This window comes from Sphaerimonospora thailandensis (assembly GCF_016863115.1).
GTDB lineage: Bacteria > Actinomycetota > Actinomycetes > Streptosporangiales > Streptosporangiaceae > Sphaerimonospora > Sphaerimonospora cavernae.
The window spans coordinates 1-22,949 of record NZ_BOOG01000001.1 but is presented as its reverse complement, the minus strand read 5'-3'; the positions used below and the strand labels follow the sequence as shown (position 1 = coordinate 22,949).

15 protein-coding genes are annotated in these 22,949 nt (G+C 68.7%); 3 read left to right on the top strand and 12 right to left on the bottom strand.

Annotated elements, in window-relative coordinates; genetic code table 11:
- Positions 1 to 4: 4 nt before the first annotated feature.
- The 9 genes from Mth01_RS00075 to Mth01_RS00035 form a co-directional block, all read right to left on the bottom strand.
- The gene (locus Mth01_RS00075) at positions 5 to 2,113 is read right to left on the bottom strand and encodes a DEAD/DEAH box helicase (protein ID WP_204009402.1); all 2,109 of its coding nucleotides are present in this window, start codon (positions 2,111 to 2,113) and stop codon (positions 5 to 7) included.
- On the bottom strand, positions 2,110 to 3,438 hold the full coding sequence (gene brxD, locus Mth01_RS00070; RefSeq protein WP_204009400.1) for a BREX system ATP-binding protein BrxD: 1,329 nt from the start codon (positions 3,436 to 3,438) through the stop codon (positions 2,110 to 2,112). The genes Mth01_RS00075 and brxD overlap by 4 nt, the downstream gene beginning before the upstream one ends.
- The gene (locus tag Mth01_RS00065) at positions 3,435 to 4,886 is read right to left on the bottom strand and encodes a hypothetical protein (protein ID WP_204009398.1); all 1,452 of its coding nucleotides are present in this window, start codon (positions 4,884 to 4,886) and stop codon (positions 3,435 to 3,437) included. Before Mth01_RS00065 ends, brxD begins: the two co-directional genes overlap by 4 nt.
- Positions 4,887 to 5,777, bottom strand: a complete 891-nt coding sequence (locus Mth01_RS00060; RefSeq protein ID WP_204009396.1) for a PP2C family serine/threonine-protein phosphatase — start codon at positions 5,775 to 5,777, stop codon at positions 4,887 to 4,889.
- 48 nt (positions 5,778 to 5,825) lie between these two features.
- Positions 5,826 to 6,497 carry a vWA domain-containing protein gene (locus tag Mth01_RS00055; RefSeq protein WP_204009394.1) on the bottom strand — a complete coding sequence of 224 codons (672 nt, stop codon included), beginning with the start codon at positions 6,495 to 6,497 and terminating at the stop codon, positions 5,826 to 5,828.
- 10 nt (positions 6,498 to 6,507) lie between these two features.
- On the bottom strand, positions 6,508 to 7,038 hold the full coding sequence (locus tag Mth01_RS00050; RefSeq protein ID WP_204009392.1) for a hypothetical protein: 531 nt from the start codon (positions 7,036 to 7,038) through the stop codon (positions 6,508 to 6,510).
- Entirely contained in the window at positions 7,035 to 8,792 is a 1,758-nt protein-coding gene (locus Mth01_RS00045; RefSeq protein ID WP_204009390.1) for a hypothetical protein, read from the bottom strand. Before Mth01_RS00045 ends, Mth01_RS00050 begins: the two co-directional genes overlap by 4 nt.
- Before the next feature lie 329 nt (positions 8,793 to 9,121).
- Entirely contained in the window at positions 9,122 to 10,375 is a 1,254-nt protein-coding gene (locus Mth01_RS00040; RefSeq protein ID WP_204009388.1) for a PP2C family protein-serine/threonine phosphatase, read from the bottom strand.
- A gap of 173 nt (positions 10,376 to 10,548) precedes the next feature.
- Positions 10,549 to 12,186, bottom strand: a complete 1,638-nt coding sequence (locus Mth01_RS00035; protein WP_204009385.1) for a hypothetical protein — start codon at positions 12,184 to 12,186, stop codon at positions 10,549 to 10,551.
- Positions 12,187 to 12,556: 370 nt separating this feature from the next.
- Between Mth01_RS00035 and drmD the strand changes: the two genes are divergently transcribed.
- Positions 12,557 to 15,727, top strand: coding sequence for a DISARM system SNF2-like helicase DrmD (drmD, locus tag Mth01_RS00030; RefSeq protein ID WP_204009383.1), 3,171 nt, complete (start codon positions 12,557 to 12,559; stop codon positions 15,725 to 15,727).
- Here drmD and Mth01_RS00025 read toward each other — a convergent pair.
- On the bottom strand, positions 15,652 to 16,173 hold the full coding sequence (locus Mth01_RS00025) for a hypothetical protein (protein ID WP_204009380.1): 522 nt from the start codon (positions 16,171 to 16,173) through the stop codon (positions 15,652 to 15,654). The genes drmD and Mth01_RS00025 overlap by 76 nt on opposite strands.
- Between Mth01_RS00025 and Mth01_RS00020 the strand changes: the two genes are divergently transcribed.
- Together Mth01_RS00020 and Mth01_RS00015 are read left to right on the top strand one after the other, a co-directional pair.
- A complete protein-coding gene (locus Mth01_RS00020; protein ID WP_204009378.1) occupies positions 16,127 to 19,891 on the top strand; it encodes an Eco57I restriction-modification methylase domain-containing protein in 3,765 nt (1,254 codons plus the stop codon). The two genes, Mth01_RS00025 and Mth01_RS00020, sit on opposite strands and share 47 nt — an antisense overlap.
- A 184-nt stretch (positions 19,892 to 20,075) precedes the next feature.
- Positions 20,076 to 20,453 carry a PH domain-containing protein gene (locus Mth01_RS00015; RefSeq protein ID WP_204009376.1) on the top strand — a complete coding sequence of 126 codons (378 nt, stop codon included), beginning with the start codon at positions 20,076 to 20,078 and terminating at the stop codon, positions 20,451 to 20,453.
- 681 nt (positions 20,454 to 21,134) lie between these two features.
- On the opposite strand, the gene Mth01_RS00010 is transcribed toward Mth01_RS00015, so the two are convergent.
- Positions 21,135 to 21,443: a 4a-hydroxytetrahydrobiopterin dehydratase gene (locus tag Mth01_RS00010; RefSeq protein ID WP_204009374.1), complete on the bottom strand. Its 309-nt coding sequence runs from the start codon at positions 21,441 to 21,443 to the stop codon at positions 21,135 to 21,137.
- Between the two features lie 22 nt (positions 21,444 to 21,465).
- Complete coding sequence (locus Mth01_RS00005) at positions 21,466 to 22,737, bottom strand: hypothetical protein (protein WP_204009372.1); 1,272 nt, start codon at positions 22,735 to 22,737, stop codon at positions 21,466 to 21,468.
- Positions 22,738 to 22,949 lie beyond the last annotated feature (212 nt).

The window sequence follows — 22,949 nt, the reverse complement described above, 5'->3', positions numbered from 1 at the left end:
TGGCTCAGCGGCCGCTGATCACGAACCGCACCGGTTCACCGAGGACGGCGGCGGCCGCGGGGAGGTCGGCAAGGCGGGCGGCCAGTGTCTCGCGGGCCAGATCGGGCGGTAGCACGTCGGTGAACTTGAGACCCCGGAGGGCCCTGTCGTCCACATCGGGCCGGCGCAGGCGGTCGCACAGACCGTCGACCGCCTGCAGCCACGTCTCCCGGTCCAGATCGTTCCTCAGCCTGATGTGCAGATCGTCGCCTCGGTGGGTGGGATCCGCCAGCGGTCCGAGCGTGCTCCTCAGGGTGGCGTTGGTCCGCTGTCCCGCCCAGGTCCACCAGTGGACGTCGCCGCCCTCACGTGCGATCACCGTCGCGTCGGGGTGCACGGTGTCCGCGTGTTCCTCGCGCAGTCGCGCGAGGACGGAGGTCGCTCGGCGCGTGAGCCTTACCGGGGGATCCGCGCCCAGAACGACGTCGCGCATCGCACGGGTGAGCGGATGGGAGAGACCGGCGGAGGCCGATGACGCCCAGCGGGCATCGCCGCCGGTGCCCTCGACCGGCTGTACGAAGCACCGCCGCCGCTTCCAGTCGATCCAGTCCACCTGCCAGGTGCGGCCGGCGAGCAGCAACAGCCGCCGCCCGGGCGTCGCGCTGGTCAGCACCGCCGGGTCGGTCCGTCCGATCTCCGTGCCGCCCTGCAGCACGGTGAACTCCGGCGGTGCGGTGAACACGGCGGTCAGATCCATGAAGTGCCGCCGGCCGAAGCGCTGCTCCGCTTCGGGACCGATGAGCAGCCCACCGCCGTCGCGTTCGAGGAAGCCCTCGGCGATCAGATGGTCCAGCACCTGCCGGGCTGTGGAACGCCGGAACGGGCCGATGCCGTTCCACCAGTCCGGCCACAGCGCGTTGCCGATCCTTCCCTCCTGCAGGGTGAGCGCGAGGAGTTGCTGGGCGACGATGTGCCGGGGCTCCGGGGGCGGCAGCGCGGGTTCGACCCGTCCGCGGCCCCACAGCACCAGGAGTCCGGCCGCCGTGAGCAGGTCGTCGTCGGTCATCGTCAGCATCAGGCAGTTGCGTCGGGTGCCCGCCCGTCGGCCGGTACGGCCCAGCCGCTGGAGAAACGAGGCGACCGACCACGGCGCGTTGATCTGCACCACGCGGTCGAGGTCCCCCACATCGATGCCCAGCTCCAGGGTCGAGGTGGAGACGATGACGCAGTCGCGGGACTGGGCGAACGCCTCCTCCGTGCGGCGGCGCTCGTCGGCCGCGAGAGAGGAGTGGGAGACGAAGGTGGTGACGCCGTGCCCGCGCAACGCCTCCGCGAGCTCCTCCACCGTCCGCCGTGAGTCGCAGAAGACCAGCCGCTTCTCGCCCTCGTGCAGCGTGGCGATCACGCGTGCGGCGTTCGGGATCGATCCCACGTAGTCGAGTTCGATGTCCGGCTCGGCCGCATCCGAACGTGCCCCGGGGGAGACGACCCGCGCCGGGCGCTGCCCCGTGCCGGAGCCCTGCAGCCAGCGCAGCAGCTCATCGGGATTGCCCACGGTCGCCGAGAGGCCGATCCGCTGGATCGACCGCCCCGCCAGCCGCGACACCCGTTCGAGCACGAACAGCAGATGCCAGCCGCGGTCGTCCCCGGCGAACGCGTGGACCTCGTCCACCACCACGGCTCGCAGGTCCGCGAGCAGGCGGCGGTGGTCCACCGTGGTGCTGATGAGCATGGACTCCAGCGACTCGGGGGTGGTCAGCAGGATGTCGGGAGGATCGCGCAGGATGGCCTGCCGCCGGGAGCCGGGCACATCGCCGTGCCAGAGGCCCACCCGCCTGCCGAGCCAGTTCGCGTACGTCTCCAACCGGGGCAGCAGGTTGTTGAGCAGGGCTTTCAGCGGGCAGACGTACAGCACCGACAGGCCCGTCCAGGTCTGCTCCTCCATCGCCGACAGCAGCGGGAACACGGCGGCCTCGGTCTTGCCGCCCGCTGTCGGCGCGATCAGCAGCGCGTCCCGCCCTTCCCTGATCGGGTCGAGCGCATCGGCCTGCAGTGGTCGCAGCCGCGGCCAGCCCAGCGTGTTCGTGACGTGGTAGGCGAGCGTCGGATGCAGGGCGGCAGTCGGCGGGGTCACGGCAGGTCGAGCTCCACCTCGTCGGCGGAGACGGCGGTCCGGCCGCGGCGAAAAGCGTTCCGCTCATCGTCGTTGTCCAGTTCGGCCTCGGTCACCCTGGCCTGCCCGTAGTCGCGGCGTGGGTCGAATCCCTCGTGGTCCGACACCCGGTAGAGCACGTCGGCGACGAGCTTGCGCAGGAAGATCCGCGGCGCGGCCCCGACTCCCAGAGATCCGGCGACCGACGTGGCCAGATCCTTGATGTAGGCGTCGTCGACGAGGGTCCTGATCCGTTGTTCGGCCGGATCCCCCTGCGCGTACAGGTCGCGTACGGCACAGCCGAGCTCGACCAGTTTGTCCCGGTCGAAGCCGGTGAGGCGAAGCTGTACGGCACGGGTGGTGTCGAAACGCGCGTCGGTCTGGAAGTCGACGTGCAGCCGCTGGGCGAGCGGCGTGAGCCGTTGCACCCCCAGCTGCCCGTCGTAGAAGGCGGGGGTGCCGGTGATGACGAGGTAGAGGCCGGGGAAGCGGCCCTTGTCGATCTCGTCGATGAGCTGCCGCAGCGCGTTCAGGCTGCGCTCCCGGATGTCGCCGCGCATCCGCTGCAGTGTCTCGACCTCGTCGAGCACGAGCAGCAGCCCCGGATATCCGCAGTCGCGCAGCACCACGAGCAGGCCCTGAAGGAAGTTGAGTGCGAGGCTCGAGTCGAGGTCGCCCTTGAGCCCCGCGTAGCGGCGGACACTGGCCGCCACGTGCGGTTCGCCGCCCACCCAGGCGAGCAGGCCGTCGGCGGTCGCGTGATCGCCCTCCAGGCGTGCCCGCCGGTAGAAGCGGAGCGCGGTCGCGAACGCGGGGGCGTTCTTCGAGGTCTCCGCGAGGCGCGACTCGATCAGGTCGTCGACCGCCGTCGCCATCACCCGCCGGTCGCTCTTGGCGATCCCGGTGTCGTCTTCCAGGGCGAGGAGCCAGGTGTCCACGATGTCGCGCAGCGCGCTCGGTGGTGAGGTGGCCGTGCTCAGGGCGCCGACCAGCGCCCGGTAGACGGTCTCCGGCCGGTGCAGCGGCGTGATCCGCTCCGAGATCTGGACCTCACTGGTGGCCATCTTCTTCCGTTTGGCCCGCTCCGCGAGCCACCGGGCGAAGAATGTCTTGCCCGAGCCGTACTCGCCGCGGACGGCCTTGAATCCGGCGTGACCCCCGGTGACCGCGTTGAGTTCCTCGTCGAGCACCTTTTCGAACCGCTCCATGCCGACGGCGAAGAGGTCCAGGCCGTTGCTGGGCACCGTGCCGCGTCCCAGGGCGCTGATGATCTGCCGGCGTCTGGCCCGGCTGGCCTTCGGTGTCACGGCTCAACCTCCTCGAGGAACTGCTCTTTCAGCAGCGTCACGTTCATGTACACGGTCTGATCGCCGTCCTTCAGCGCGATCACCTCGGAGCCCTCGACGTTGAGCAGCCCCTTCAGCGCCCCGATGAGCAGCGGCACCCGGTCGACGGGCTCGCTCAGCCGTTTCGCCAGCTTCACGACCGGGAGTCGCCCGTTGCCGGTGGCGAGATCGTCGATGAGGCGCGCGACCGTGTCGTCGGCGATCGCGACCCCCCGTGGCGCCAGCCGCCGCTGCTCGGCGAACGCATCCGACGCGATCACCCGCTGCCCCAGCGTCGGTACGGGGTCCGGTCTCGGCGGGGTGACCACGGAACCGGTCCGCCCGCCCGATGGGGCAATGGACGTCCACTTCCGCTCGGGCGGCTGGGATGGCGGCTGAGCGGAGACCGCGGAGTTTCTCGTGGCCGGTCTGCTGACGGGTACGCTGTCGCGCTCTTCTGGGGGCAGGGAGATCGGGGCGGCTGGGCCCGAGGGGAGCGTCGAGCCGGACGGCTGCGGGCGCGGGGGGCGCGTCACCGCGATGCGCTTGCGCCCGTCGAGCGCCTGCGCCCATTCGGCCGCGCTCGGGCGGGTGCCGCGTGACCCCTGCGCCCTGTTGAAGAGCTCCTTGACCGCTGTGATCACCTGGTCCGGCAGGCCGGACAGGAGCATCAGGTCCTGGCCGGGCCGTACGCTCGCGGTCCGCGACAGCACCCTGCCGACGAGCAGCGCGAGCTTGTAGCGGTCCGTGTCCAGGTCAGGACCCGTGGACGGCTGGTGCGGATCGTCCCAGTCGGGGGTGTGCGCCTGCCGCAGCACCGGTTCCGCTCCGGTACGGCGCAGGCCGTCGCAGTCGAGCATGAAGACCTGATACGGCCGGCCCGGACGCCACAGGAGGTTCCGGAAGGACAGGTCGCCGATGATCCAGCCGGTGTCGTGCAGCAGGCCGATCAGCTTTGCGGTCTTCTGGGCGATCTCCAGGCGGCCCTGGATGTCCGGCTGGTGCAGGTCCTCCCAGGCCCAGTTCGGCTGATACAGCAGATACTGCAGCTCGACCAGCTTGGACTTTCCGCCGATCGGTGCGTAGAACTCCTCGGGCACGCATCGCATGAGGAACCCCGTGACACGGTTCCCCTCGACGACCCTGGCGAGCGGCCAGGCGCACTGCCCCAACAAGGAGCCCTGCGCCGTCAAGGAGCCCTGTGCCGACAAGGAGCCCGCGGACCCGGCCGGCTGCCGGCGGCCGAAGTCGACGAGTTCCGCCAGGGCCGCGCCGTTCACCGCCCCCGCCTGCGGCATGTACTCCTTGTAGACGAGGTTCTCCGGCCCCGGCACCCGGATGACCCTGCCCTGGCCGCCTTCGCCGAGGGGCTCGGATTCGAGGACGAGCGTGCCGCGCTGCCGGTCGTACGGATGGGGGGTGAAGCTCATTCATACCCTCCAGAGGCACACGGCGGTCCGGTCGTCGTCGTACGTCTTCGCCTGGAAGCTCATCTGCCAGAAGAACTCGGGCAGCGACGGCGGGTCAGGCCGGCTCCACCACTCCGCCAGTTGCTTCCTCACCTGCGGCACCCGTAGCAGCGGCCGGCCCAGGCCGTCAGTGCACAGCAGCAGCATGTCGCCCGGGTAGAGATCCACCGTGACGACCTCGACGTGCTCGAAGTCCCGGGGCAGGGCGCGGGTCGTCGAAGTGGCGACGGCCTCGTCCCCGTCGGCCTCCGCGAAGCACGGCGCCCACTCACCCTTGTAGAGATGCCAGGCGTCGCAGTCGCCGACACGCATGATGTAGGCGTGGTGCCGGGACCCGTCGGGCGTCTCCTCGACGACGGCCGCGAGGAACGTCGTCGACAGCTGGTCCGGTGTCACCGATTCCCTGGCCGCCCGTTCGTTGATCTCGCGGGCGATGCTCTCGATGAAGCTTCGCGCGGCTGTCCCCAGCTCCGTAGGGCTGGAAAGGCCGGGCAGCCTGTCCGGGGCCACCTCACAGGCCGTGGCGGCGCCGAGGTGTGAGCGCTCCTTGCTGCCCAGCCCGTCCGCCACACAGGCGAGCAGCGTGCGGTCGCCGTCATGCCAGAGGCCCATCGCATCTTGCCGGGGAGTGCCGAAATACCGGTGCGCGTCGCCTCTGATCGAGGTGGCCCGCACCACGAGGCCGCGAAGGTCGGCGCCGTCGATCTCGGTGTCCGGCCGCCGGACCTGGGGCAACGGGCCGGGCCGCGAGAGCACCCGCGGCCTGCGGCCGATGACGAGCGGCTCGGGGAAGGCCGGTACGGCGTCCGCCCCCACCGCCTCGGCCCGTGCGGCTCCCTGCACCTGTTCCATATGTGGTCCCTCTTCCAGTCCAGATCCGTGGTCGCCTTGAGTCAGCGGTCAGATCGGGTCGGCGGGCAGGACGGTGTAGCCCGTCGCGTGCTGGGGGAAGGACAGATGCGCCGCTCCCGAGGGGTCGGCGGACGACGCGATGGCCGACTGGACCACGGAGTTGAGCAGCTGCCGGGCGAACTCGCGGAGGGCCTGAGCCGGCGAGAGACTGCTGTCGGCGATGAACGCCCGAAACGTGGCGACCTGCTGCAGGGTCGCCTGGTCCACATCGCCGAAGCCGAAGGCCAGGATGTGCGGGTGGGCTCTGAACGCCTCGCTCGTCAGCTCCTTGTGCTCGACGTGCCAGTCATGCGTGGGAAGCCCGTCGGTGAGGAAGAACACCGTGGGCCGGTACGGCGTGTGCCCGGCCTGCTTCAGGGCCGCGATGTCCTGTTCGATCGTGTGCTTGAGCAGGGAGAACGCCGCGCCGTAGTTGGTGGCGCCACGCGGGGTGAGCTGCGGGATCGAGTGCACGTCGTTGAGGTCGGCGAGCGGCAGCAGCACCTCGGCGTCGGTGCTGAATCCGATGATGCCGAGCCGGGCGCGGTCGGCCACGACCGGGTTGCTGGCGATCTCCTGGTAGATCTGGGGGAGCTCCCGGTTGATCGCGTCGAGCGGCGGACCCTGCATCGAGTACGACTCGTCGCAGACCAGGTAGAAGGGGAGTACCTGTTCGCTCATCAGATGAGCCTCAACTTTCTGGGGTGGGTGAGCAGCTGTCGGAGACGAAGTAGATCTCCATGGAGATCGATCCGCTGGGAGCGGCGAGGTCGTGGAAGTTCCGGGTCGCGGCGGTCTGGAAGATGCCGGGAAACCCCTTGCGTGCGGCCGCGTTGACCCGGGTCGCCAGGTGCACGCCGTCGCCGGCGCCACCGTTGGCGCCGAAGGTCAGCACCATTCCGGCGTGCCGGCCGGCGAGATGCTTCTTGTGCTTGCGCAACTCCCGCTTCACCCGAGCGATCATTTCCGCGTCCGAGGCGCCGGGGCTCACCCGGAAGGAGACCTTGACGGGCTTGGCGCTCACCCCGGTGATCTGCCTGGCACAGGGGGACGGGGAGGGGCTGGGCGACGGGCTGGGTGTCGCCGTTCCCTTGCCTGCGACGGGTTTGGCCGGGACCGGAGGCGGTGCCTGCGCGCCGAGCATGATGATCGTGAGGCCGAGTAGCAGGTCGGCGAACAGCCATCCTGCCAGGAGCGTGACCGATCCCCGGCGGCCGCTCACGTACGATCTCCATTTGCCCCCTCGAAGCCGTTCACGGCGTCGCCGGGGCCAGCGGGGCCAGCGGGGACACCGGACACTCCGGGGGCACCGGGCACGCCGGCCGCTCCGGTGACAGCGTGGTGCGCGTCGTTCGCCGCGACAGCCGCCAGGCCGGCCGAGATGGCCGTGCCGGCCTGCCGTACCGCGTCGTCGAGTCGTGTGATGGCGGAACGCAACCCGCCGAGTTCGGGACCGGTGACCTCGCGGACGGCCGACGGGATCTCCTGAAGGGCACGGGTGAGGTCGGCGGGCAGCTCATGCAGCCTGTGCAGCTCACGCAGACCGTTCAGCTCGCGCAGGCCCTCGAGTTCGTGCAGGTTGTTCAGCTCGTGCAGGCTGTTCAACGCGTCCCGGGTCTCCTCCAGCAGGTGTACGGTTCGTCCGGCGGTGTCCGAGACCATCTCGATGCGCGACGCGTGTGCGCTCGCCGTCTCCGCCCAGTCGTCCAGGGCCTCCTTGACCTCGGCGCCCGCGTGCCCGACCGCGGCCGTGAGCGTGCCGCCGGAGTCTGCCAGCACACGGCTGATCCGGTCACCGCTCAGGGTCGCCGCCGCCTCCATCCGGTCCATCGCCGTGCCGAGGCCCGCGGTGGCGCTCACCAGTTCACCGATGCGACTGTCCAGGTCCTTCGCGGTCTCGCGTACGGCCTGGCCGGTCGCGTGCGTCATGTCCTGCACGGCCTGCCCGGTCGCGTGGGTCATGTCCTGCACGGCCTGGCCGGTGGAGGTGGCCACGTCCTTCATCGTCTGACCGGTGAGCGCCGTCATCTCGTCGAGTGTCCGCTGTACGCCGCGGGCGGCGTCGAGGATGACGTCCCCGAGCCGGTCGCCGACGCGGCCCACCGCCTCGTCGGTCCGCTCGCCGACGGAGTCGATGGCATATCCAGTCCGTTCGACGGCCTGCAGCAGGGTCTCCGCGGAGGAGGTGACCGCGGTGAGGTGTTCGTCCAATGTCTTGATCGAGCGCTGCACGTCGGCGACGCCCGTCTTCAGCGCGGCCGTGGCCTGGCCGGTGGCGTCGAGCGCCGTGTTCAGCGATTCCATCACCTGGGTGTGGACCTTGCCGATGGTCTCGCCCATCCGGTGCATCTCGGCGGCGCTCCTGGTCAGCTCGGCCTGGAAGCGGGCGGGGGAGGACAGCCGGACCTGCGAGAGCACCAGGGTCGCCCGGGTGAGCGCGCCGAGGAGCCGTCCCCGGATCCTCTCCGCCTGCTCGTCGGCCCGCTGCTCGACAGTACGCTGAAGGAGTCGATCGGCAAGGGTGACGACGATGAGGGCGCCGATCACTCCCAGAGTCATCATGGCCACGTTGTCGAACCGCAGCCAGCCCGCCAGGCGGCCGTCGAATCCCTGCTGCCACATCTCCAGGAACGGCCGCCGGGCGGCCTCAACGCCCCCGGTGGCCAGGGCCTCGCCGTACGCCGTCGTCGCGTCCTTGAGGCCGTACCAGGTGACGACGATGGGCAGGAAGACGAGCACGGGCTGGACCAGGCTGATGATCTTGAGTAGCCCGTGCCAGCGGGAGCTCTCCGGAGCAGGCCGGACCGACTCGCTTGGGGGGAAGGCGGCGAAGAGGTCCACCTCGCACCACTGCTCGGCCTGGTTCGGCGTCATGATGGCCCGCGACAGCTCCTGAAGCTGCTTGGCCCGGGGCTGCAGCTCCGGAAGGGCGGCGAGATCACGAAGCAGCTCACTGGCAAGCTTCTGGTCAGTCACGAGATGTCCGTTCTCCTGTTCCGCGGGGCGATGGGGTTCATGTCAACGACGGTGCTCTCGCGCCACGGTTCACCCGTGGCACAGCTACTCTTTGAGTCATCCAGGCTCATTCAATCATGCTGTGAATTAAAGTCACAAGCAGGTCGCTAAGATTTGAGCCTCCGATGCAAGGGCACCCGTTGGTGAACCCCGAGGGCGTGATCGCTGGGAGTGTGAGCCGCTGATCGAAGATCCAGAAAGCCGTCTCCACCTCTCACCATGCCGCATCCACATCGTCGTTCGCTTCCGCTGGAGTCACGATCGGATCACATAGGTGATCGTCGTGGCTGTCACACCGTCAGCTGGTAAAGCCGCTCGGTGCGCCACTCGACGAGCATCACGGTGGCGTCGTCCTGGAGTCGGCCGCGCTGGTGCAGCAGGATGGAGTGGATCAGGCGGCGCAGGGTCTCCGGAGCGGAGGTGCCGTCCGCTTCTCGTTTGATGACGAAGTCGCTGAAGCGCCGCAGCCCGAACAGCTCTCCCTCGGGGGTCTGCGCCTCGACGATGCCGTCGGTGTAGAGCAGCAGCCGGTCACCGGGCTCGAGCTGGCGGCGGGACAGCACGGCGGCCGGGCCCAGGCTGAGACCCATCGGGGTGTCCGGCGGGGTCTCCAGCACGGACGCCACCCGCCCCTGCCGAAGCAGCAACGGCGGTGGATGCCCCCGGTTGACCCAGGTCAACCAGCCGGTACGGATGTTCAGCTGGGCCAGGATGCCGGTGGCGAAGCGGGACCTGGAGAACTGGTCGGCGATCGCCTCGTCGATCGCGTCGCTGACCGCCAGCAGTTGGATCCCCCGTCGACGGCGTTGGTTGCGATAGGCGCCCAGGGCGATGGTGGCGGTCAGCCCGGCCGACAGGTCATGGCCCATGGCGTCGAAGATGCCCAGGTGCAGGGTCTCTCCGTCGAGGGAGTAGTCGAAGGCGTCCCCGCCGATGGAGTAGGCGGGCTCCAGCGCCGCGCTCACCGACACCTTGTCCGTGGCGTAGTTCCGGATCGGCATCAGGGTCCACAGCACCTCGGCGGACAACTCCATCTCCTCGGTGCGGACCATCCGCACGAAGGCGTCGCTGGAGGCGCGCTTGCTCACCACCAGCAGGGCGATCAGCCCGCCCAGCTCCGCGGCGATCCGCTTGGTGCCCTCGTCGACCGTGGGCACGGTCACGCCGAGCACGCCGACCCGTTCGGTGCCGTCGAGCATCGGCACCCACAACCGTCGTGGTCCCTCACTGCCGAGCGGCTCGGCGGACTCGGTGGCTGACGGGTCGGGGGTGGGACGGGCCTGAACGATCTCCAGATTGCGGAAGGCCCGTCCGGCCACCGTCGTGTCGATGGGAAGCCGATCGAGCGTCTCGCCGTACACGTCGCGCTGGCCGGGCAGCGGCACGAGGTAGAGCGGCCGGAGACTGGCGACGTAGATCATGATCTCGGAGAAGCCGAGCGGCTGGACGTGCTGGATGACCGAGGCGGCCAGCTCGTCCAGGGGGGTCAGGTGATGGGCGCGTACCAGACCTCCCCAGATCCGCCCGATGTCAGGACCGTTCACGCGTCGCTCTCCCGCTCGGCATCTCCAACTCCTACCCTCTTACCCCCAGGATCGGCGTTGAGGGCTGACCTCCGCCTATCGGGTGGGGCGCGGCCGGGATCGCCGGCCGCGGATTTCCGGCCTCGCCCCGCCGACGCATGAGGGCCCCGCCGACGCATGAGGGCCCGGGAGGATCAGGAGGAACAGGAAGCGTTCCCGGTGGGAAACCGGAAGGCCGTACGTGCGGGGGCGCCCACCAGGTTGTCCCAGAACCGGCGGAGGGTCAGCGGGGCCCTCGTGGCGTCCAGCAGGTCCCGGAACCGGCCGGTGTCCAGCTCTCCTGTGATCCGCTCCACCTCGGCCTGGAACCGCCCGTCCGACAGCGAGGTCCCCGGAGCCATGTAGTCGGCGGCGATGTACTCGACGGGAAGCGGCTTCTCGTGCCCGACTCGCCGCCCGCACGCGAGGGCCATGTGACCGCCGAGGGCGTTGGCCAGGCCGAGCCGGTCGACGACGAGGACGTCCAGCGGGAACGACGCTCCCAGGGAGCCGAGCACGTTGCCCGCGACCGCCAGACGGGCGGGTTGGTCGGTGCGGAGCGGCACCGGTCCCAATCCCGTGCCCGGGGCGTGCAGGCCGGTGGCGTCGCGCAGGCTCGGCGGGTCCGATCTGGCGTGGATGTAGGGCTCGGCGGTGACCGGATGCGGGTCCCCAGTCCACCGGACGTAGAAGCCGCGCTCGTCCGCGATCCCGTCGGGTCCGATGTCCTGGGCGTACGGCACTCGGAACGCCACGGCGCAGACCACGGCCCACAGCGTCACGGTGGCGCAGGCGAGCCCGGTCATGGCGCGCGGCGGCAGGACCATGGCGGGGAGCAGGACGAGCAGCAGAACCGGCAGCATCATCCGGCCGTGCATGAAGTCGCCGCCGACCCTCAGGACGTACACCGTCATCAGCGCCCCGGCCGTGAGCGGGGCCATCGACAGGATGAGATCGCGGCGCGTGCGGCAGACCCACAGCGACAGCGGGATGACCACCAGCAGTGGGCCGATGAGCTGGTAGGTCAGCAGGGTGTCCCCGGCGTAGAGGAGACCACGCGCCCACCGGCTCTCACCGGCCTCTTTGGCGAGGGCGGTGTTCGGTACGAGCAGCCCGTAGTAGCCCATCCGGAAGATCTGGCAGGCCACCGGCAGGGCCATCGAAATCGCGAACCAGCGGGCGGCGCCACGCCATCCCGGCTGCCGCAGTACGAGCAACGCGGCGAAGAAGACCGGGTAGACCAGGGCCAGCTCGGGCCGGACGAGCGGCGCGAGACCGAGGACGACCACCAGCGGGAGCGCCGGGCCGCCCGAAGCCGCCCGGACCAGCAGCCACCAGGACGAACCTATCCACGCGAACACCAGTCCGGTCTCCAGGCCGGAGGTCGCGAACTCCCAGAACGGCGGCAACGCGAGGACGATCAGCACGCCGGCCGGCAGGAGCGGGCGCGAGCCGCCGTGCAGGGCGATGGCGCCGAGCATGGCGAACACCACGGCGCCGACCGTGCATACCAGGCCGAGCACGACCGAGACGTAGGCCACGTCGCCCCGGCTCACCCAGGAGACCAGCGCGACCAGACAGGTCCAGGCCATGCTGGTGTTGGCCTCGACGCGTTCACCGATGTTGAAGACCGGTCCGTTGCCCGCGAGCAGCTGCCGGATGGTCCGTACGGCGATCAGGCCGTCGTCGCTGATCCAGCGGTTCTGCCATCCCGCGAGGGCCATCACGGCCGCGGCGGCCACCGTGAGCGTACGGTTCCATGTCCGCACGGACCGGCGCGGGTCGATCCGCACAGCTTGTCTCCCCTCCTCCCCGCAGGGAGGCGTCTCCTGGCTCACGCCACCTGCCCGCCTGCTCACCTGATCGCCCTGTTCACCTTGTCCGGCCATCCGGACCCCGGCCGCTCATGATCAAAGCTAGTCGACCTTGGCAGTGCAGGGGGCCGCCAGGTTTCAAGTCACGGTGGTATCGATCGTGAATTGAAAACACAAACATATGGAAAAGTAGTCCCGACTGGCGTAGATTCCGCCGTGCGTTATCAGGTGGATCTTCGGGTCGGCGGACTTGGACCGTTTTCGCCGGTCGTTAGGAAGATGCCCTTACTGTGTCTTGGTGTAGCGGAGGCCGGTGAACGCCGGCAAGGGGTGGCGGCGAGGAGTGAATGTGACGACTGCGACATCGCGGGAGCCGTCCATCGGGGAACTGGTCGCCGTACGCGGCCAGCGATGGGTGGTGAGCGACGTCGACGGCTCGGGCGTCAGCACGCTGGTCACGCTGCAGAGCGTGGAGGACGGCCGGTACGGCGACACGCTCGACGTCGTGTGGGAGATCGAGCCGGGCCGCCGCGTGCTGCCGAGCGGTTCGCTGCCCGAGGTGACGCCCGACGGGTTCGACTCGCCCGAGCGGCTCGCCGCGTTCCTGGACGCCATCCGCTGGTCGGCGGTCACCAGTGCTGACGTGAAGACGTTGCAGGCGCCGTACCGCTCGGGCGTGGCCATCGAGGACTACCAGCTCGAACCGGTCTCCCGGGCCCTGGACGCGCCGAGGGTGAACCTGCTGCTCGCCGACGACGTCGGCCTCGGCAAGACCATCGAAGCCGGACTTGTCGCGCAGGAGCTGCTTCTCCGCCACAGAGCACGAAAAATCATGATTGTCTGTCCGGCCGGGCTCACGCTCAAATGGCAGGACGAGATGGCCGAGAAGTTCGGCCTCGACTTCACGATCATCGACACCGAGCGGTGCGCGCTGGTCCGCCGCACCCACGGCAGCGCGGCCAACCCGTTCACGGTCTATCCGCTCAGCATCGTCAGCCTGCCGTGGCTGCGCGGCCAGAAGGCCCAGCGGCTGCTCGACGAGGTCCTCGACCCGGCCGCCATGGACCGCCGCTTCGACCTGCTGATCCTCGACGAGGCCCACCACGTCGCCCCGGCCGCGCCGCGCCAGGTCTACGCGGTCGACTCCCAGCAGACCAAGCTGATCCGCCGCCTGGCCCCGCACTTCACCCACCGGCTGTTCCTGTCGGCGACCCCGCACAACGGCTATCAGGCGTCGTTCACGGCCCTGCTGGAGATCATCGACGACCAGCGGTTCGCCCGCGGCGTCGACCCCGACCCGGCGGCCGTGAAGGAGACGGTGATCCGCCGCCTCAAGCGGCACATCGTCAACGCCGACGGCACCAAGCGCTTCATCGAGCGGGAGGCCCGCGCGATCCCGGTGGCGTACCCGGCCGACGAACGCGCGGTGCACGAGCTGCTCAAACGGTTCGCGAAGGCCCGCCGCGCGACGCTCAACGCCGGCACGAAGGGCCGCAAGGCCGCCGACCTGGTCACGCTGCTGCTGAAGAAGCGCCTGTTCTCCAGCCCCGCCGCGTTCGCGCACACCCTCGACGTCTACCTGGACACGGTGCGGGAGCCTGTGCCCTCCGCCGCCGCGCCCCTCGACGAGGGGGAGGAGGAGTGGCTGGAGGACTTCTGGGACGACACCGCGACCCTCGACGACGATCCGCTCGCCCAGGCCGAGGACGACGCGATCTCCATGGCGTCGCCGCTGCAGGGCGTCACCGGCGCCGAGCAGGTCGAGCTGCTGACCCGGATGCGCGACCGGGCCCGCGACTACGAGTCCGCCCCCGACGCCAAGGCCCGGCAGCTCATCGACTATCTGCGGGCGGTCTGCCGCCCCGACGCGCACTGGACCAACGAGCGGGTCGTGGTGTTCACCGAATATCGCGACACGCAGCGCTGGCTGGTCGAGCTGCTGCGCCAGGAGGACCTCGCCGGCGACCGCCTGGCCGTACTGCACGGCGGCCTGTCGGCCGTCGAACGCGAGCAGCTGCGCGTGGCCTTCCAGAAGGACCCGGCCGAGCATCCGGTGCGGATCCTCATCGCGACCGACGCCGCCAGCGAGGGCATCGACCTGCAGAACCACTGCCACCGGCTGGTCAACTACGACATCCCGTTCAACCCGAACAAGCTGGAGCAGCGGATCGGCCGCGTCGACCGGTGGGGCCAGAAGCGCACGCCGGACATCCGCCACTTCATCGGTACCGGCTGGGACGGCGCCGTCGACTCCTACGAGGCTGACCTGGAGTTCCTGTCCCGGGTGGCGAACAAGGTCGCCCGGATGGAGGAGGACCTCGGCTCGGTCAACGCCGTGCTGGCCCGGGCTGTACAGCGCCGCATGCTCGGCGACATCGCCGACTACGACGTCGAGCAGGCGGGCGGCTCGGCGGGCGGTTCGGCGGGCGGCTCGGCGGGCGCGGTGCCGGCCGAGGCGAACGTCGGCGAGCAGGTACGCAAGCTCCGCGCCAACCTGACCGACACGGTCGCCGAGCTGCGGATCACCCCGGCGAACGTCAAGCGGGTCGTGGACACCGCGCTGGAGCTGGCCAGGCAGCAGCCGCTCAAGCCGCACCTCGACGAGAAGCACCTCACCGAGGGCCTGTGGGGCGTGCCGCCGCTCACCGGGTCGTGGGCGCGGGCGGCGGCCGGCCTGCTGGCCAGGCCCGCCGGCCGGGACGAGCAGCCGCGCCAGCGGCCGGTGACGTTCGATCCCGAGGCGACGCTCGACCCGGAGGGCCGGGTGCGCGACGACGTCGTGCTCGCCCACCTGGGTCATCCGCTCGTCGGAATGTCCACCCGGCTGCTGCGCGCCGCCGTCTCCAACGCCGAGATCGGCCTGCGCCGCGTCACCGCCGTCGTCAGCGACGACCCGGCGCTGGAGACCACGCTGGTCGGCGCGTTCTGCCGGTTCGTCCTGGTCGGCGGCGACGGTGTGCGGCTGCACGAGGAGGTCCTCCACGCGGGTGGCTGGGTGCCGGAGACCGGCCGGTTCCGCCGCCTGGAGAACCTCACCGTGCTCGGCGGCATCCTCGACCGCGCCCTCACGGGCGGCACCCCTGCCTCCGCGCCCGTACGGCACCGCCTCGCCGAGGCCTGGCCGAAGATCGGCGACTCGGTCCTGCAGTCCATCGACTGGCGGATCGACGGCAAGGACCAGAAACGCGACCAGCTGCAGCGTAAGCTCGCCCAGCGCATGGCGGCCGAGCAGGACCGCCTCACAGCCGGCCTGGATCGGTTCGAGGCCACCCTGCGGGCCAAGATCGCCGAAGGCGACCAGGGCAACGCGCTGATCAGCCGCATCGAGGCGGCCGGCAGCAGGGAAGAGCGCGACCAATACCGCAGGGACCGCAGATCCTGGGAGGAACGCCTGACCGGCCTCGGCCGCGAGCGCGACCGGGAGCTGGCGGCGATCGCGGCGCGCTACCGCGACCCCCGGCCGCACCGGTTCCCGGTGGCCGTTGTCTTCGTCGTGCCGAGGCGGGAGGCCACCCGATGAGAAAAAGGTTCAGCCGGGACTTCGACCACCAGGGTTGGCTGAGCCTGGTCGAGGTGACCGGGCCGTTCCTCAGCCTCCCGGTGCTGCGCACCACCTGGCCGGCCCTCGACGCGGTCGACAAGCAGCAGCTCGAACGGCTCCGCCTCGCCCACGCCGGCTGGCAGAAGGGCCGCGACCGCCGCGCCTGGATCGAACACGTGCTGCGCGGCCTGCTGCGCTGGGGCGACGCCGTACACATCGCCCCGACCGACGGCAGCCTCGACCACCTCGCGATCGACGTGCCCGAGCACGACACGACGGTCACGCCGAGCTTCGCGCTGGCCGTGCCCGGCCACGCCCCCCAAGCCCGATACCGTACGGCTGCTCGGCATGGTCAGCAGCGGCCACCCGACGGCCCGCGTGAAGTCGTCGGCGTGGGCCGCCACCCCCGCCGACCGGATGGCCATGCTCTGCCGCCACCACGGCATCGAGCTGGGCCTGGTCACCGACGGCCGCTGGTGGGCGCTGGTCTGGGCCCCGAGGGGCGGGGTGACCACCACCGCCGTGTTCGACGCGATCCCCTGGCCGGAGCGGGCCGAACGCGACGTGCTGCGCGCCTTCGTCTCCCTGCTCGGCGCCGGCCGGTTCTTCGTGTTCCCCGAGGCCGAACGGCTGCCCGCGCTGCTCAAGGCCAGCCTGGACAGCCAGGAGGACATCACCGAGGCCCTGGGCGTACAGGTCCGCCAGGCCGTCGAGTTGCTGGTCGCCGCGATCGGCCGGGCCGGCGTGCCGGGAGAGGTCACCGCGCACGAGGTCTACCGCGGCGCGGTCTCGGTGATGATGCGGGTCGTCTTCCTGCTGTTCGCCGAGGAACGCGGCCTGCTGCCGTCCGACAACAAGGTGTACGCCACGGCGTACTCGGCCGGCCGCCTGTGCGCCGAGCTGGAGCAGCGCGCGATCGACGGCAGCGAGGAGGAGCTCGAGAACAGCCACGCCGCCTGGCACCGCCTGCTCGCGCTGTTCCGCGCCGTGCACAGCGGCGTACGGCACCCGCGGCTGACCATGCACGCCCACGACGGCTCGCTGTTCGACCCCGGCGCGCACGCCTGGATGCCGCTGACCATCGACGACCGGACCGTGCTGCACATGCTGCGCGCGGTGCAGTACGTCGAGGTCGGCACCGGGAAGAACCGCGAACGCCGCACGCTCAGCTTCCGCTCGCTCGACGTCGAACAGATCGGGTACGTCTACGAGGGTCTGCTGTCGTTCGACGGCTTCCGCGCGGCCGACACGGTCGTCGGCCTGGTCGGCAAGGTGGGCCGCGAGGAGGAGGTCGACCTCTTCGACCTCGAATCGCTGTCCCGGGAGGTCGGCGGCGACACCGAGGCTCTGGCCGGCCGGCTCGCGGAGAAGTACAGGGACTCCGGCATCGGCAGCGTCGCCGCGCTGCGCAAGCGCCTCGCGCCCCTGGACGAGACCGACAGGCTGGAGGCCACGCGGCGGCTGCTCGCCGTCACGCGCGGCGACGCCGACCTGGCCGCCCGGCTGCTGCCGTACATCGGTCTGCTCCGCGACGACCTGCGCGGCCTGCCGGTCGTCATCCTGCCCGGCGCGCTGTACGTCACGGAGTCGGCGCTGCGCAAGAACACCGGGACGCACTACACGCCGAGGTTCCTCGCCGAGCAGGTGGTCGAGGGCGCGCTGGAGCCGCTGGTGTACGCCCCCGGGCCGCTGCAGACGGCCGATCGGACGCAGTGGAAGCTGCGCTCCTCGGCCGAGATCCTCGGCACGGACGGGCACCGCGGCCTGAAGATCGCCGACATCGCGATGGGCTCGGCGGCCTTCCTGGTCGCGGCGGCGCGCTATCTCGGCGACCGCCTGGTCGAGGCCTGGTCGAAGGAGGGCCGCGAGGAGGCGGTCGCCTATCTGGACGGCTCCGGGGAGCGTACGGCCGACGCCGACGCAGACCCGGTCGTCATCGAGGCCCGGCGGCAGGTCATCGAGCACTGTCTGTACGGCGTGGACATCAACCCGATGGCCGTCGAGATGGCCAAGCTGTCGCTGTGGCTGGTGTCGATGGACCCGTCACGGCCGTTCACGTTCGTCGACGACCGGCTCGCGGTCGGCGACGCACTGCTGGGCATCACGTCGCTGGAGCAGCTCGAATACATGCACCTCGTGCCGTCGCGCGGCCGCAAGGTGTTCGAGGACGCCGCGCTCGACTTCACCAAGGACGTCCAGCGCCTCGTCCGCGGCACAGCGGAGAAGCGGCGGAGTTTGATTGAGATTCCGACGGGGGGGGGGCGGGACCTCGACGCACTGAACAAGAAGCGCGGCATCCTCTTCGAGGTCGACAGCGAGACCCGGCAGGCTCGGCTGTTCGCCGATCTGCTGGTGGGGGCGTCCCTGAAGTACGCCATCGAACAAGGCAAGATCAACGACCCCGAGGCCGCTCCGGAGGTCGGCAAGCTCCGCGGTTTCGACCGGGCGTCCCTGAACGCCGCGCACCTCGCGAGCGGCGTGGTGAACGGCGAACCCGACATCCTGCCGAGGGCAGAGGAGTCCCGCACGGCTTGGCTGGCGACCGACCAGGTCCCCGGCACCTTCAACCGCCACCCCATCCACTGGCCCCTGGTTTTCCCCGAAGTCTTCGCAGCGGAAGCCGGCGAAACCTCCGGTGAGCCAGGCGACGCGGTACGCCCCCGATCGGCCAGCCCCGGCTTCGACGCCATCATCGGCAACCCACCCTTCCTGGGTGGCCAGAAGCTCACCGGCTCAATGGGCGTGGCGTACCGAGAGCAGTTGGTAGGGGCAATCGGGCGAGGCGCCAGGGGAAGCGCAGATCTGGTGGCCTACTTCGTGCTCCGAGCCCACGATCTTCTCATCGAGAGTGGTCAGACAGGCCTGATCGCGACGAACACCCTCGCCCAGGGCGACACCCGCGAAGTGGGTCTCGACCAACTCGTGGCCGAGGGAACGACGATCCGCCAGGCCGTGAAGAGCAAGCCGTGGCCATCCAGGTCAGCCGTCCTCGAATACTGCGCCATCTGGACAAGTAGGGCAGGCATTGGCGACGAGGCGAAGCGGATCGCGGACGACGTTGCGGTTGAGGGCATCACGCCTTCACTCGACCCCACATCCCGGGTAACGGGAAATCCGGAACGCTTGGTGGCGAACACTGGGAAGTCGTTCCAGGGTTCCAACCTTGTCGGCATCGGATTCACTTTGAAGCCGGACACCGCCCAGGAGATGATCGAGCGCGATCCGCGCAACAAGGACGTGCTCTTCCCTTACCTGAATGGCCAGGACCTCAACTCCCGGCCCGACTGCTCCGGAAGTCGCTGGGTCATCAACTTCCACGACTGGTCTGAGGAGAAGGCCAAAACCTACGCGGAGCCGTACGCCCAGGTGCTGGCGAAGGTGAAACCAGATCGGGACGTCAACAATCGCAAGGTCTACCGGGACTATTGGTGGCACTACGGCGAGAAGCGGCCGGCAATGGTCGAAGCGATCGCAGAGCTGAAGCGGGTCATCGCGATCACGCGTGTGAGCAAAGTCGTGATGCCGGTCATGGTGCCGACCGGACAGGTCATGAGCGAACAGGTGGTCGTGCTCGCGACGGATGACACGGCGTTGCTGGCACTGCTGTCGAGTGCGCCGCACTACTGGTGGGCTCTCACTCGGGCGTCGTCGATGAAGGCCGACCTTCGCTACACGCCGTCAGACGTTTTCGAGACGCTGCCGCTGCCCGAGTTGGCCGAGGAGATGCGCGAACTGGGGGAGAGGCTCGACACCTACCGGCGGAGCGTCATGCTCGCCCGAAAGGCCGGCCTGACCGCGACGTACAACCTGGTCAACGACCCCTCATGTCAGGACGACGACATCGTCGAACTGCGCACCATCCACAGTGCGATCGACGAGGCGGTCTGCCGCGCGTATGGCTGGGACAATCTCCTCGACCAGCTCGACCACGGCCATCACCTGGTCGCCGGCCGGGAGACCCGCTACACGGTCGGCCCCTACGCCCAGCGCGAGTTCGTGGACCTCCTCCTTGAGCTCAACCACGCCCGCTACGCCGAAGAGGCAGCTCAGGGCCTCCACGATAAGAGGAAAAAGGCCCCCAAGCCCAAACCGGCCCGCCCGGCAAAGGCCCCCGACCCCAACGCTCCGATGCTCCCACTATGACCCAGGCAGGGGTCGCCACCAGGGGTGTCCGCATCTTGCGGGACACCTCGCCAACCATGCTGCAGTCGCCCTCCTATGATCCGTACCATACGTCGGCACCGGACGAGTCGACCTCCTCACCGTCCGTTTCGCCGCTTCGTTACCTCAAGCCAGTCCACTCCCTTGAGACAGGTGATCTAGCGAAATGATTGATTTCAAGAGCGACTCTCTCTTCAAGCTGAGCCCGTGTCGACCGGAAGATATCGGTCCGGCCGTGGCCCCCCTCATGCTCCATAGTGAACAGATCATCTCCTCCTACAAAACCGTCCGGGACTTCGTCGTCTTCACCGACAAGCGCATCATCGCGGTCAACGTCCAAGGACTTACCGGGAAGAAGCGCGACTTCTCCTCCCTGCCCTACAGCAAGGTCCAGGCATGGTCAATCGAGACCGCGGGAACCTTCGACATGGACGCCGAGCTGGAGCTCTGGTTCAGTGGCCTGGGCAAAGTCCGCTTCGAGTTCAAGGGAAGCTCCGACATCATTCACCTCAGCCACATAATCGCCAGCTACGTGCTGCGGTAGAGCTGAAACGTTCTCGCCTGGCGAGACGGGCACACCTCTGGCAGTAAGTATTCAGCCCAAGTACATTTCGGCATTGAGTGATCACACTGTGTGACCACGTTGGAGGTCCCAGATCGGTGGCCCACTGCGGATCGTTCCGGTTTGTGCCTTTTGTCGGAGGCGTTGCATCCTCGGGCGTGTTGCTTCGCCATCGATCATGACGTTGTTGCTGGAAAAACGCGGGTTTCGTAGCAACAACGTCATGATCGATTGATTGTCGATCACTTGATCTTCTGAAGGAGTCCGCTGAACGGATCAGCGGGGCTTGTGATGGTGACACATGGTGATCGCTCGATGTCGCAATGCGCTCGGCCTGAATGCTTACCTCTGGCAAGCACGAGCAACTGGCGGCATTCCGACGTGGAGACGATAAACGCGACCATAATGATTCTTGATCGCCCGAGCCAGTCGATCAAGAAAAGGGTTTCGTTTGGCAGCCAAGCACGAGCCGACCAAGCTCATCCGTACTCCAGCCAGAGGAGCCCAAAAGGCGACCGGGTCTGTCCAGGTCGGTCATCGGCTCTGTCCCGTAATCGGTGTAACTGATTTTTGTGCGTTCTACCTACGGGCGGCGGACAAGCGGACCTTGTCGATCTCCACGAACAGTGCATCCATGGTTCGGAGTGCTAAGGCTTTTGAGGGTTACGCCGCTTCGGCGCTGTGACCGGCGGCGATCGCGTCAATGTGGCGTGCGAGCTCGAAGTCCTTGGCTGTGAGACGGCTTCCGGCGTCGTGGGTGGTGATCACAAAGCGGACTCGTTGCCAGGTGATGTGGATGTCGGGATGGTGGCCGACCTCCCGGGCCTTGGCCGCCACGTACATCGCCAGGTGCACACACTCGTGATAGGTGTGCTTGAACGTACGGGCAATGGCCTGGCCTTGGCGTTCCCATCCCGGTAGGTCGGCCAGACTAGCGGCGATCTCCTCTTCGGACAGCGGCTGAGGGAGCATCCGTATTCTCCATCTCGATGATTCAGGCAAACTGAGAGATGATCTCAGCCAATTCCCGGCCAGGTGCCGTACCTGCCCATGCGCTCGCGCGGCGCGGAATGGCCTTCAGCTCCTGGCGCAGCCTCGATGATCCGGTTCTTTCGGCGATCGCCGCGGTAGCCGACGCGATCTGAACGACTCGCTCTGGTTCAGGGATTGCCGCCAGGGCTCCCGCCTGCCGCGCCCAGAACACGCCATTGTCGCGCTGGGCCGACTCTGGCGCTGAGCCGAGGATTCGGTCCCAGAGCGCGACGGCCTCCTGGTAGGCGCCGAGCCGTAGATAGGTGGTCGCTCGCTGGACGTCGATGTATCCGATGGAGCGACGGCAGGCGTTGCCCCAGGGGTGCTCGTCGTCGACATGGTCTACGAGTTCGGCCGCATGGTCCAGCAGTCGGTCGACCAGGTCTTTGTTCTTCTCCGGCAGCATCGAATGACCGTGTGCTTGATGGACCAGCGCGAGTACCTGCACTTTCGGGCACAGCTTGCTCTCGTTGGTCAAGGCGGCCTCGGCGTAGTCGACGGCTCCGTGCCCATCCTGTAGATCGATCGCGAGCATCGCCTTGTTGGTGAGGGCGTAGCTGATGAGTTGCGGGTCCTGAGAGCGGTGAGCCATGTCCAGGGCGACGTCGCGCCAGGCTCCTGAGCGCTGGGTGTCGCCCGCATCCTGGTACAGCCAGCCCAGTAGCGCTGCGTACGCGACACCGGCGTTCAACAGGCTGCGGCGTACGGGCGCATCAGCGGCATGGACGAGCTCCCTGATGAGCTGCGCCTGAGTCGCAACGGTTGGGATGAGATGGCGCGGACCAAGCCACATGTCCGCTTTGTAATGACCGGGAAGCTGTTCAAGGAAGTACACGACAAGCTCCGGAGCTACAGGGCCCTGGTGAGGCGGGTACAGGGTGATCCCGATCGTACTAACACATGTCTCCAGGATGTCGTGTTGCTTCGACTCGGCATAGGCCGACTCTAAGACACCGAGCTCGCCGGCGACGTTCAGAGCGGTGGCTTCGCCGAACAACGCCTCTTCGCTGATTCCGAGGGCACGTGCGAGCAGCATGGGATAGGGGTCACGTGGTCGGCGCTTCCCCGTCTCCCACATTCGCAGCATCCTGAGCAGCGATTCACGAGTCGGCAGGTGAGTGCGCACCTGCTCGTCGGCTGCTTCGATCATCTGCCGGACCATTTCCTTCGGTGACCAGCATCGTTCGCGGCGCTCGTTGCGAAGTCGAGCGGCCCAAGCCGGAACGTCTTCCATCAAGTACCTCGTCCGTGAGCAGGCGGACGTTGGGGGAGTCCGCTTCCGTCCTCCATCGTCCACTAGCAAGACGACTACGTACAGCGTTGAGTTGGATCCGCTACGTGAAAAGGCGGACCCGTCGCGGTGGTAGCACACCGGACGGGTCCTGGATCAGGAGGGTTGGTCCTGACCTTATGGACAACGATAGAGCGGTTCCGTTCGGCGAGATG